Origin of the sequence: Parapedobacter pyrenivorans (assembly GCF_014636865.1) — a bacterium.
Lineage (GTDB): Bacteria > Bacteroidota > Bacteroidia > Sphingobacteriales > Sphingobacteriaceae > Parapedobacter > Parapedobacter pyrenivorans.
The window spans coordinates 123,374-136,648 of record NZ_BMER01000005.1 but is presented as its reverse complement, the minus strand read 5'-3'; the positions used below and the strand labels follow the sequence as shown (position 1 = coordinate 136,648).

Annotated in this window: 9 protein-coding genes; 8 read left to right on the top strand and 1 reads right to left on the bottom strand. The window is 51.1% G+C overall.

Annotated features, from left to right (window positions below; translation table 11 throughout):
* Positions 1 to 5 precede the first annotated feature (5 nt).
* Positions 6 to 1,541, top strand: a complete 1,536-nt coding sequence (locus IEV98_RS19730; RefSeq protein ID WP_188507759.1) for a sulfatase family protein — start codon at positions 6 to 8, stop codon at positions 1,539 to 1,541.
* Between the two features lie 5 nt (positions 1,542 to 1,546).
* Positions 1,547 to 3,106 carry an arylsulfatase gene (locus IEV98_RS19725; protein ID WP_188507758.1) on the top strand — a complete coding sequence of 520 codons (1,560 nt, stop codon included), beginning with the start codon at positions 1,547 to 1,549 and terminating at the stop codon, positions 3,104 to 3,106.
* An 8-nt stretch (positions 3,107 to 3,114) separates the two neighbouring features.
* On the opposite strand, the gene IEV98_RS19720 is transcribed toward IEV98_RS19725, so the two are convergent.
* Positions 3,115 to 3,705 carry an RNA polymerase sigma-70 factor gene (locus tag IEV98_RS19720; RefSeq protein WP_188507757.1) on the bottom strand — a complete coding sequence of 197 codons (591 nt, stop codon included), beginning with the start codon at positions 3,703 to 3,705 and terminating at the stop codon, positions 3,115 to 3,117.
* Between the two features lie 153 nt (positions 3,706 to 3,858).
* Between IEV98_RS19720 and IEV98_RS19715 the strand changes: the two genes are divergently transcribed.
* From IEV98_RS19715 to IEV98_RS19690, 6 genes are all read left to right on the top strand, one after another.
* Positions 3,859 to 5,031 (top strand): FecR family protein, encoded by a 1,173-nt coding sequence (locus IEV98_RS19715; protein ID WP_188507756.1) that lies wholly within the window; start codon positions 3,859 to 3,861, stop codon positions 5,029 to 5,031.
* A 240-nt stretch (positions 5,032 to 5,271) separates the two neighbouring features.
* Positions 5,272 to 8,718, top strand: coding sequence for a TonB-dependent receptor (locus IEV98_RS19710; protein ID WP_229738864.1), 3,447 nt, complete (start codon positions 5,272 to 5,274; stop codon positions 8,716 to 8,718).
* Positions 8,719 to 8,744: 26 nt separating this feature from the next.
* Positions 8,745 to 10,319 carry a RagB/SusD family nutrient uptake outer membrane protein gene (locus IEV98_RS19705; protein WP_188507755.1) on the top strand — a complete coding sequence of 525 codons (1,575 nt, stop codon included), beginning with the start codon at positions 8,745 to 8,747 and terminating at the stop codon, positions 10,317 to 10,319.
* Between the two features lie 99 nt (positions 10,320 to 10,418).
* Positions 10,419 to 11,126: a 3-keto-disaccharide hydrolase gene (locus IEV98_RS19700; RefSeq protein ID WP_188507754.1), complete on the top strand. Its 708-nt coding sequence runs from the start codon at positions 10,419 to 10,421 to the stop codon at positions 11,124 to 11,126.
* Positions 11,127 to 11,136: 10 nt separating this feature from the next.
* Entirely contained in the window at positions 11,137 to 12,501 is a 1,365-nt protein-coding gene (locus IEV98_RS19695) for a Gfo/Idh/MocA family protein (protein ID WP_188507753.1), read from the top strand.
* A 69-nt stretch (positions 12,502 to 12,570) separates the two neighbouring features.
* Complete coding sequence (locus IEV98_RS19690; protein WP_188507752.1) at positions 12,571 to 13,275, top strand: 3-keto-disaccharide hydrolase; 705 nt, start codon at positions 12,571 to 12,573, stop codon at positions 13,273 to 13,275.

Below are 13,275 nucleotides of genomic sequence, written 5' to 3'. Positions count from 1 at the left end.
CTCTCATGAATAACTCCCTTTTTAAGAATATCCTGCTATGCCTAATTGGGCTTGGACCCGGCGTCCAACCGATCAAGGCACAGCAAGTCCAACCCAACATCGTGTACATTCTTGCCGACGACCTGGGTTACGGCGACGTGAGCATCTATAATCCCAACGGTCGGATTAATACACCCCACATCGACGGTCTGGCCAGGCAAGGGATGCGGTTTACGGATGCCCATGCTCCCACCTCAGTTTGTACACCCACCCGATACGGGATTATGACGGGTACGTACGCCTGGAGAAGCCGTTTACCTGTCGGCGTACTCCGGGGATATGGCCGCGCCCTCATCCCACCAGGTAATTTTACGGTAGGCACTTTACTCCAACAACAAGGCTATCACACCGCCGTCATCGGCAAATGGCATCTGGGGTTGGATTGGGCGGTCAAGGAAGCGCATCGCGACGTGCTTGATCCCAGCAATCCGCAAATGAACGAGTTTGGGCTATTGAAAGACATGAATCCCGAATACATCGACTTTACCAAACCGCCAACGGGAGGGCCGTTGAGCCTTGGATTCGATTATTCCTTTATACTCCCGGCCTCGCTCGACATGGAGCCTTACTGTTACCTTGAGCGGGATACGCTGATTGAGCTTCCCACCGCCCACACACCGGGCAACGACCTGAATACGGGGTATACTGGTGCCTTTTGGCGCGCGGGGAAAATGGCTTCTTCGTTTGAATTTGACCGCGTATTGCCGACGTTTACCGACAAGGCCGTGCAATACGTCGAACGGCAAGCAAAGCAGCCGCAGCCGTTTTTTCTGTACCTTCCCCTTCCCGCACCCCATACACCGTGGTTACCTACCGGTGACCAGCGCGGAGCCTCCAACGCCGGGGATTATGGTGATTATGTACAAATGGTAGACGATGCCGTAGGTCGCGTATTACGGGCAATCGACAGCCTTGGCATCGCACAGCATACACTGGTCGTCTTCACCAGCGACAACGGTCCCTACTGGCGTCCGCAATTTGCCGAACGTTTTCACCACCGCGCAACCGGTCCCTATCGCGGAATGAAGGGCGATGCCTGGGAAGGCGGCCACCGCATCCCCTTTATCGTGCGCTGGCCCGCTGCGGTGAAGCCGGGTACAACGAGTGATGCGTTGACGACGTTGACCAACCTTTCGGCTACCTGTGCTGCCATCCTGCAAACCGGAATACCGGCAGATGCTGCTCCCGACAGTTACAGTATCTTGCCCGTATTGAAGGGGGAGACAGCCGACATTCCCGATCAGCGCGCCGTGATCCATCAGGCTTCAAACGGTTATCTTGCCATCCGCAAAGGTCCGTGGAAATTGATAGACGGACTGGGATCCGGCGGCTTTTCCGAACCTCAACGTGAAGAAGCTGTGCCCGGCGGGCCCGTCGGGCAGCTGTACAACCTTGAAAAGGATCCGCAGGAAACCACCAATCTATACCAGCAATTTCCAGCTAAAGTAACGGAATTGCAGGCGCTGCTCGCCGAAATAAAAGGAATGCACCAAACCGATTGAAACCGATGAAGACGACCATTTTCCCAATTTTGATGCTGCTACTTGCCGGTTGCTGCAACCCAAGTTTCGCCCAACGGGGCACAGCAGATCGCCCCAACATCGTAATTATCCTCGCTGACGACATGGGCTATTCGGATATCGGCTGTTACGGCGGCGAAATACATACGCCGAACATCGATAAGCTTGCGGAAGGAGGAATGCGGTTCCGGAGCTTTTACAATGCCGGAAGATGCTGCCCCACGCGCGCCTCGTTACTGACGGGCCAGTATCCGCACGATGCCGGCATGGGTCATATGGTCAGCTACGCCGATGAACCCATCACCCCCGGACCGTACCAGGGATTTCTCCGCACCGACCGGCCGACAATTGCCGAGGTGCTGCGTGAAGCGGGATACAGCACCTACATGGCCGGAAAATGGCATGTGGGCGAGCGACCAGAACACTGGCCCCGGAAACGGGGCTTCGACCGGTATTTCGGGCTCATCTCGGGCGCGAGTAGCTACTATGAATTAGTAGACGAAAAGCGCAAGCGGGTGATGGTACGGGACGACGCCATTTGGAATCCCCCAGCAGCAGGGTTTTACATGACCGATGCGTTTACTGATACTGCGCTCACGTTCGTTAACGAGCATTATGCCGACAGCCACACCGCAAAGCGGCCCTTTCTGCTTTACCTTGCCTACACAGCTCCACACTGGCCGCTGCATGCGCCCGATTCCATCGTGGCGAAGTATGAAACGCGTTACTTACGCGGCTGGGATGCGATACGCGCATCGCGATTTGAGCAGATGAAGGCAAGCGGAGTGATAGACGACCGTTACATACCCGGTGTCCGGCCCGAAGACATCCCGGCGTGGGACTCGATTCCTGACAAAAAGCAATGGGCCAGAAAAATGGCTGTTTACGCAGCGATGATCGAAGTTATGGATAAGAACATCGGAAGATTGGTCCATCAACTCGAAGAAAAAGGGGTGTTGGAGAATACGCTCATCGTGTTCCTTTCGGACAACGGTGCCTGTGCCGAAAGCGTGGAACGGAGGGGTCTTAACGATGCTACCAAGCGCATCGGAGAACGCGGCTCCTACACCGCTTATGAAGCTCCCTGGGCGTACGCATCGAATACGCCTTTCAAAAAATACAAGAAATACATGCACGAAGGCGGCATTGCGACGCCGTCTATCTGGTACTGGCCGCAGGGAATCAAACAACCCGGAGAATTCACCGACGGTGTGGGTCACATCATCGATTTGATGCCCACCCTACGGGAGTTATCCGGAGCGACCGCCGACAGCCACTTGCCCGGCATCAGCCTGTTACCGTTGCTGAGACAAAACCGCATCAGCGATTCCCCGGAAGTGCGCAGCCTCTATTGGGAACACGAAGGGAATAGGGCTATCCGGGTTGGCGACTGGAAACTCGTGAAAGACAAGGAAGATCCTGCTTGGGCTTTGTATAACCTGGCCAACGATCCTACGGAGTCCGAGGATCTGAGTGCTACTTACCCACAAAAAATGCATGCGCTGAAGGACACGTTGGATCGAAAGATCAAACCAATAGCCCGTTGACGGATTAACTAAAAACAGGATAAAAACAGCCCGATTAACACGAACGTCCACTGTCCCCTGGATAAGGCCTCCCGTAAATATTTCAGTGCCTTTGTAATGTAATTTTCGACCGTCCGCGCAGAGATACCCATTTCTTCGGCAATTTCTGCAATCGACTTGTGTGCAAACCGGCTCATGCGAAAAGCCTGCTGGCATTTGGGAGGCAATGTGGAAATCCGCTCTTCGATCACGGCTTCCAAATCTGCCGCGTCCAGTAAATCCGCGGTCATATTCGCGTGATGCTGGGCAACGAACAAGGCAAAATGCTCGGCATACCGCCGGCGTACCTTCTCCGATCGGATATGGCTCAAAATTTTGTGCTTCGCTGCACTGAATAAATAAGGTTCCAACGCTGTCCGGATGCTAAGGTCGCGCCTGCGCGTCCATAAGGAAATAAATATTTCCTGAATGATTTCTTCACTGACCGCCCGATTTTGAATTCTACTGTGCACATAGTGAAGCAATTGCCCACCCATCCGCGAATAAATCTGTTCAAAAGCGCTCACCTCCCCACTTCGTAAGGCCTCCAACAACTGCGTATTATCGGTATCTGGGGTCATGGCAATTGGTTACTACCGGATCAAACTTAGGTGTTTTTGATGTGATCGCAACTTTTTCTACTAATTTTTTTAAAAAATCAAATCGGGCTGTGTGTAGGACGAGGGTTGAGCGACTTCCTAATAAAGCGGCCCCACAAGCTGCGCGCTGACCATATGAACACAGAAAAATTCAAACGGCTCATTGAGAAATACCAAAGCGGCGAGCTTACCGGCGAACAGCGGGCCTTGCTGGATCAATGGTTTGACGCAATCGGCGATACGGAACCTTCGCACTGGAGCCCCGATCAACTGGAAGCATTGGGCAGCCGCATTATCGATCGGCTGCAAAACGAATCCCCAACCACAAGGACTCCGCCTCGACTTTTTCGCCAGTGGTTGCCTTATGTTGCCGCAGCGCTGCTTTTATCGGCTTTGGGTACCACGTATTATTATTTATCATCGCCTCGCAAACCGCCCCAACCGGCTACAGCAATTGCGCAGGATGTCGAACCGGGAGGCAACAAGGCCACCCTCACATTGGCAGATGGACAGACAATCAACTTAAGTACCGAACAAACCGGGGTAATCATCGGTAATGAAATTACCTACGCAGATGGAAGTTCTGTGTTGAACGAACGGCAGCAATCGTTGGACACGTCAAAACCACTTTCCCTTTCTACTCCCAGAGGGGGTACGTACCAAATTACGTTGCCCGACGGGACCAAGGTATGGCTCAATTCCGCCAGTACATTACGATATCCCTCACGGTTTGATAATTCCGCACGCATTGTTGAACTGGAAGGCGAAGCGTATTTCGAAGTGACGCGAAGCCGGAAAGTCGCGGATTCGCACCCTCGCAAAGGAGTAACTTCGCCCCACATACCCTTCAAAGTCCTGACCGCAGGTCAGGTGATCGAAGTTTTAGGAACTGAGTTCAACATCACCGCCTATGTCGACGAGCCCGAAACCAAGACAACCCTTGTGGAAGGCGCGGTTAAGGTCCTCAATTTAAAAACCAATCGGGCTAATCAACTGAAGCCCGGTGAACAAAGCATCATCCGAAATGCCGAAACCGAAATCTGTAATGTGAATACAGAAACGGTAATTGCATGGAAAAATGGAATCTTTTATTTTGAAGAAACACCTTTTGAACAGATGATGAAGCAAATAGACCGTTGGTACGATATCGACGTTCACTATCAAGGTGCAGTCCCTAAAGAACTTTTTTCAGGCAAAATGAGCAAAAATGTCAACTTGCAGATCTTTGTCGATTTCCTGAAAGACTCAGGTGTCCATTCCCGCATCAAGGGGCGGCAATTAATTGTTGGGAGCAGTCAATCAATGTAGTTAAGAACCCTTTAAACGTATGCCCATGAAACCCATATAAATCAAAAAAAAACAAAACAGGGAAGTGGTTCCAGCACTCCCCTGCACCTGTTCGGATGTGCCAATTGATGGCCAATTTTATAAAACGACGTTATAAACTATCCAAAACAATCAAAGTTAATGAAAAATAACTTAGTACGTCCATGGGATGTTCAAACTCCCATGCGAAGAAACCCATTATGCGGTGTTAAGCGCTGGATCATGCACATAAACATTACGACATTGTTAGTACTATTGAGCTGTATGCACCTCAGCGCCACCTCGCTCTCCCAAACGGTCAGTTTGGATGTAAAGAAGCAATCACTGGCGAATGTATTCAAAGAAGTAGAATCACAAACCGGATACTATATCCTATACAATGCCCGGGTTGTACGATCCGCTACCCCGGTTACTTTCAGGGCCACAAAAATGCCGCTGACCGATTTCCTTGATGCGATATTGGAGCAGCAGTCCCTCAAATACACGATCAACGAAAAAACCATACTCGTCAGTCCATCGATGAAAAAAGTAAGGGAAGAAAAGATAGCGGTGCGTGCCTCCATACAGCAACGCGAGATTACCGGCCGAATCACCAATGGCAAGGGCGAACCCTTGGAGGGAGTCACGGTATCGGCTAAAAACACTTCCGCGATCACAACAACCGATGCGAATGGGAATTACCGCATTTCATTGTCGCCCGAAGAAAAAGCACTCGTATTTACCATCATTGGTTACGAGGACCGGGAAGTTTCCATTGGCAGCTCTTCCGTTATCAACACGATGATGACAGAGTCCGTCAGCGACCTGGATGAAGTGGTGGTCGTGGGTTATGGTACCCAGCGAAGGGCCGACGTCACCACTGCCGTCGCATCGGTATCGGCAGAGAACATCCAAAATCGTCCCGTTCAGAATTTTGGTGAGGCGATAGCCGGCCAGATGGCTGGTGTTCAGGTGCAGCAAACCAGCGGTGCACCGGGCGGCGAGAGCTTATCCATCCGTGTCAGGGGTACCGGTTCGATCACACAATCCAGCGATCCCTTGTATGTAGTTGATGGATACCCCATGGAAGGAAACGCCTTCCGGCTCATCAACCCCTCCGACATCGAAAGTATCCAGGTCCTGAAAGACGCCTCATCCACGGCCATTTACGGGTCACGTGGTGCCAATGGCGTTGTCGTTATCACCACCAAAAAAGGACACGTAGGCCCCCCACAAGTCTCGGTAAATTCATTTGTCGGGTTCCAGCAGCGTGGTAAAGAGGTCGACATGATGAACCGGGACGAATTCGTCCAGTGGCTGATCGATGGCAGAAACGAGGCGTGGTTGAACGCAGCGGTTATTCCCGGTGACCCCAACCAAGGCCCACACACCATCAACGATCCAAACTCCCGCCGGAGCCTTTATCCAAGTGCCACGGGCCAATACATCATCCCCGATGGCACGGGTGGTTATCTTTATAACTTCCTGGACCCTACCTCGGTCGCCCAGATGCCCGACAACAACTGGCAGGACCTCCTGTACCGGAATGCACTTACCCAGCAAAACGAACTGTCGGTAAACGGCGGATCCGAAAATACGCAATATAATTTTTCGGGCAGTTATACGAAGCAGGATGGTATCGTCATCAACACGGACTACCAACGGTTCAACTTCCGGTCTTCCGTCACTTCAAAAGTAACTAAAACCATTGAGCTGGGGATGAACCTCATGGCCTATTCCGCAAACGGGCGCGAACAGGATCAAGGCAAGTACTCCGCCGTGATGTATGCGCTCCAGCTGCCGCCCATCTATCCGATCCGGAACGCAGATGGCAGTTACGGCTCCATGGTCAGGAATCCGGATATACTGGGCGGAGATGTGGCCAGCCCCATGGGTGTCGCCGATTTGGTAAAACTCTATAACAAAAGATATGGCTGGCTGGGTACCCTCTCGGCCGATTGGGAAATTATCGAAGGCCTCAAGTACCGCGTGAGCATTAACGGCGGCATTGAAAACAGCCAAGACAATCGGTTTGAGCCCTCAACGGTGGATCTGGATGCATCCCGGGCACCCCGGCCGGCCCTATCAAGGGAAGAACGGGAAACAGATTACGACTGGGTCATCGAAAATACCCTCAACTACACGAAGACGTTCGCGGATAAACATCAGCTGACTGCGTTAGTAGGATATACCGCACAAAAACACACGGATAGTCAGATAGAGGGTGAGGCCCGGGGATTTGCAAACGACGAGATCGAAACGCTAAATGCCGGCAATATGTATAACTTGACCGGCTCCGCCTCCGAATACTCAATGATCTCGTACCTGAGCCGGGTAAATTACATCTACGATGATCGCTACCTCTTTACAGCTGCGCTGCGCAGTGACGGGTCTTCCCGGTTTGGTCTACGCCGCAAATGGGGAACATTTCCGTCAGCTTCGATAGGCTGGCGGATATCCCAGGAGGAATTCATGCAAAGTGTAGGCGCCATCAGCGACCTGAAAATCAGAGCCGGTTTTGGGATTTCGGGAAACAATCGCATCGGCAATTATTCCGCCATTGGACTCCTAAGCCCTGGGTATTATCCCGGTGGCGGTACACTGCAAAATACGGTCGACCCCGAATCGATACCCAATGAAGACCTCGGATGGGAAAAAACCCAACAGATCAATCTTGGCTTAGAGCTGGGGCTGTTTAACGATCGCATCCGGGTGGAAACCGATTTCTATAACAGCCAATCGATCGATCTATTGCTCGATGTGCAGGTACCCACCATTACCGGTTATGACAGTCAACTGCAAAACATCGGAAAGGTACAGAACAGAGGGGTAGAACTTGCAGTTACATCCCGTAATTTGATTCATGATTTCAAATGGAACACCAATTTCAACATCTCTGTCAACCGGAACAAAGTGTTGGAAGTAGGCCCCGATCAGCGGCCCATCTTCGGAAGCGCCCCAAATGCCAATAATGCCTTTATCACGACGATCGGACACCCAATTGCCACGTTCTTTGGGTATCAATACGAAGGCGTTTTCATGTCGCAGGAAGAACTGGACCGGTATCCGCACCTTGCTGCAGACCAAATAGGAGATGGCAGATATGCCGATATTAATGGCGACGGCATATTAGATCAAAATGATAAAACCTTCTTGGGAAACAATCAACCTGATTTCATTGCGGGCATGACGAACAACTTTTCCTACAAAAACTTCTCCCTAGGCGTACAGTTTACGGCCTCATATGGAGCCGAAGTGTTCAGCTTTTTCAAACGTATGGTAGGGATCTACCATGGAGACCGTAATGGCATGATTGAACAGGTCAATCGCTGGCGTTCATCGGAAGATCCCGGTGATGGTATCCACTTCCGGGCCACCCGCAATCCGACGGGCTGGCAACGGGACCCCTCTTCGGCTTGGGTACAGGATGCTTCCTACCTACGCCTACGAAACGTCAATCTTGCCTACAACGTGGGTCAAAACTTGTTGGATCGACTGCATATAAGTGAACTTCGGTTATACCTGACAGGCACCAACCTGTTTACGATCACCAATTACACGGGCTACGATCCCGAAACAAGCAGTGAGGGAACGGGAAGCGAACAAGGGGCGGGCCTGACCAAAGGAGGAGATTACCTGGGATACCCGACCGCCCGGTCCTTTATTTTCGGTATAAACCTCACGCTGTAATGTTTACTCAATCAAACATGTGGATTATGAAAAAGATCATCTTATCACTCGTCATCACACTTATACTGGGGTCCTGTTCCAACGATTTTATCAATTTGGCACCCACTTCCAATTTGAATTCCAGTACGTTTTACAAAACCCAACAGGACATCAATCAGGCTATGTTGTCTGCATATGCAAGTCTTCGTACGCTTTACAACGGATCGTTCTATCGCTTGGGTGAAATCCGTTCGGATAATACTACCTATTCATGGCTGGCGGGAAATCCCGCCAACGAAAAAGGGGTCGATGAATTTGCCGCCCCTTTACTCCCCGAAAACAACTTTCTCAAAGACTGTTGGGATGATGGCTATATCACCATTTTACGGTGCAACCTTGTCCTTGGCCGCAGCGATGCCGCCACCTTCACAAGCGATTCCGAACCGCTTCGTAACCAGTACAAGGCGGAAGCCAGCTTCATCCGGGCGCTGACCTATTTCTGGTTAAACCGGATATTCGGCGGTGCCGCACAGAATGGCGAGTTGCTGGGTGTCATCAAGGTTGACAAAGAAATCACGCCTGATGAAGCCTATGAACTGCGTCGCGCCCCCTTAGAGGAGATCTATGCGCTTATTATCGCCGACCTCCAGTTTGCGGAAGCCAACCTGCCACCCTCGTATTCGGGGAGTGATATCGGGCGGGCAACCAAAGGTGCGGCCACCGCATTACTGGGAAAAGTGTACATGACCATGGCCGGATATCCGCTGAATAAAGGCAACGAATATTACAACCTAGCCATCGAAAAATTTCAGGAAACCGTTGGGAATAGCGCCTATTCGCTCGTTGCGGGTTATGGCAATTTGTTTGACGTGGATAACAAAAACAACGCGGAATCCCTGTTTGAAATCCAATACATGAAAGGTTCGCCAGACGGCCAAACAGGTAGTCCGTGGAACAACAATTTTGCTCCTCGGTTTTCCGACAAAGAAGTGGTGCTCGTCGGCAACAAAGGTGGCGAAAACGCCCCTACGCAGGACATGTCGAACGCCTACGAAACAGGCGACCCCCGGAAATACCTGTCCATGCGCGACGGATGGACCAATGCACAGACCGGTGCGTTTGAACGCGACAAATACGTACAGAAATATTACGATGTGGCGACCAGCGGATCCGACAATGGAAATAATTGGATCGAACTGCGGTTAGCCGATATCTATCTGCTGTATGCCGAAGCACTGGTACGGACAGGCGGGGATAAAACGACCGCTTTGCTGTACGTCAATAAGATCCGGGAGCGTGCACGGAATACGCCGGGCGACCCGGCTATCGAAAAACCGGCCGATCTGCTTGCAGACTACGAGCTGACCGATTTCAGTAATGACGAGGCGTTTCTCCTTGCCATTGAAAAGGAACGCCGCGTGGAGCTGGCATTCGAAAACCACCGCTGGTTTGACCTCGTACGCACCGGACGTGCCGAGGAAGTAATGGTTGCCGAACAACAGGCCGATGGCTTTAACCCCTTCACCTGGAGTGACGACATGCTGGCTTATCCGATCCCGATGACCGTCATGCAGTCCAATCCCCAACAAATCATTCAAAACAATGGATATACACAAATGTAATGTTAACTTTATAGGAATGAAACCTGCCATGTCAGCGTCTTTTACAACAGGCGCTGAAAATGCAGGTTCCATCAGACCATTAAAAACAAACAATTTCTGATGAACAAACTCATTTTATCTGTATCCGTACTCCTGCTGGCAGTTGGGGTACATGGCCAAACCCGCGATAACATGCTGACCACCCAAGAGCAAGCCGATGGCTGGCAACTGCTCTTCAACGGAAAAGACCTGACGGGATGGAAAACAACCCGGGGCATTTCCCCCGATGAAGACTGGCAGATAACGGACGGCGTGCTGTCTGTCCGTCCCGAAACCAAAGATCACCGGGATATCATTTCTGACGAGCAGTACAGCGACTTTGATTTGCGGATTGATTTCAAGATTACCGAAGGCGCTAATAGCGGCATCAAGTATTTCTTTACCAATTACGAGGAAGGCGGCTGGCTGGGGCCCGAATACCAGATTATCGACAACCAAAACCATCCCGATGCCAAACTGGGCTTACACGGAAATCGCCAACTCAGCACACTGTATGACCTGCTCCCCGTAACCAATAAGGTAGCAATCAAGGTCGGCGAATGGAACCAGGCTCGGATTGTGGCCCAGGGCTCCAAAGTGACTCATTACGTAAACGGTCAGGAAGTATTGACGTACGACCGGAAAAGCCCTGAATTTAAACAGGCCCGGGAGTTAAGCAAATTCAAAGACGTCAAACCGAGCTTTGGAACCATCAATACCGGCCACGTCCTACTTCAGGATCATGGCGATGTGGTGTTCTTTAAAAATATAAAAATCAAATCCTTATAAATCAAAAATCATGACCTCAAATTCCAGAAGAGATTTCATCAAAAAAGTCGGTATCGGCACGGCCGCTATTTCCTTGGGCAATAGTCTGTTCACCAATTCCGCCATGGCCGCTTCGGCCAAAAGTTACCGTAACATCATCGGCGCAAATGACCGGATCCGCATGGCAATGATTGGTGTAAACAGCAGAGGAGCCAGCATGAGCGGAACCTTCGCCCGCCAGAAGAATGCAGAAGTTTCTTGTGTATGCGATGTGGATGAACGGGCCATTCCGAAAGCCATCAAACGGGTGGCAGAAGCCGGTCAAACCAAAACACCGAAATCGGAAAAAGACCTCCGTAATGTTTTAGAGAACAAAGACATCGATGCGATTTACACGGCGACGCCCGACCACTGGCATGCCCCCCTCACCATCATGGCCTGCCAGGCAGGGAAGCACGTCTACGTAGAAAAACCCATGGCACATAACCCCGCCGAGGGCGAAATGGCCGTTGCTGCCGCCCGAAAGTACAATCGCGTCGTGCAAATGGGTGCCCAGCGCCGTTCAGCGCCCATCCTCACCAAAGGCATCGAGCTGCTGCACGACGGCATCATCGGCAAGGTGTACATGGCTAAAACCTGGTATACGAATACACGGAAGGAAACGTTCCTCAAACCGGGCAGCGTCCCTTCTTGGCTGGATTATGATTTATGGCAGGGGCCGGCACCACGCGTGGCTTACCAGGATGGATTGATTCACTACGATTGGCATTGGTTTTGGCACTGGGGCACCGGTGAAGCGCTCAACAACGGTACCCACGAAGTGGACGTAGCACGGTGGGGACTTGGGGTCGACTTCCCCACGCGGGTCAGTTCCATCGGTGGCCGCTATCAGTTTCAGGACGACTGGGAAACACCGGACACACAGGTCGTCACCCTCGAATATCCAGGGGCCACTCTCCTTTGGGAAAGCAGGAGCTGCAATGGGCGAAACGTGGAAGGCAAGGACCGGGGCATCATCTTCTACGGTGAAAATGGAAGCCTGGACACCGGGGAAGATGCTTACCAAATATACGACCTGAAAGGAAAACTGATCAAAGAAGAAAAAGCGGCTGCCGATGGAAATGCCATGCAGGGACGGAATCTTGCTAGCCCCAGCCTCGGAATGGACAGCATGCATGCGGCTGATTTTCTGGATGCGATCCGCAACGACCGTCGCCCCAATTGCGACATCGAGCTTGGTTACAAAAGTACCGTAGCGATGCTGCTTAGTAATATCGCCTGGCGCGTGGGGCGCGACCTCAGGTTAGATCCCAAAAACGGCCATATCATCGGCGATCCCGAAGCCGAAAAGCTCTGGAGCCGTACATATGAACCCGGCTGGGAGCCCAAAATATAAATAGAAGCGCTGCAAGAAGAACACCGATGTTCTTCTTGCAGCCAATTAATCAAATCCAATAGATAAACGATGAAAACATTGACCAGCTTATTTTTCATATTCACGTCCTCCATTTTTTGCATGCTCGCCCAAGAGCCAAATACCTTATCAGCAGCAGAAAAAGCCGACGGTTGGGAACTGATCTTCGACGGTGAAAGTTTTGATGGGCTGGAAAAGCTGGCGGAAGGCGGTTGGGAAATCAAAGATGGGGCGCTTTCAGCTACGGCCATTCCGCATGGCAAACAAATGGATATCATTACGAAAGAACGGTTCGACAACTTTGAATTGACGTTCGAATTTACGATTTCGGAAAAGACGAATAGTGGCGTAAAGTATTTAGTGACCAACGATTTTTCAAATCAACCGGGAGTCTACCTAGGGCTGGAGTATCAAATCCTGGACGACATCAACTACACGTACCCGGAGCGCGGTCAGCTTCGCTCAATCGCCTCGCTTTATGATTTGATAGCAGCCGACGCAAAAAAAGACGTAAAAGCTTTCGGGCAATGGAATAAGGCGCTGATTATTGTTAACGGTAACCAAATCAGTCATTGGCTAAATGGAGACAGGGTAGTACATTACGACAGAAGTACGGCTCGATTTGCCACATTAATCGAGTCCAGTAAGTATAAAGATCTGGATGGCTTTGGTCAAGCAAAAAAAGGCCATCTTCTTTTTCAGAACGAGGGCACACCCATTTCATTCCGTAATATAAAACTGAAGCGCTTACGCTGA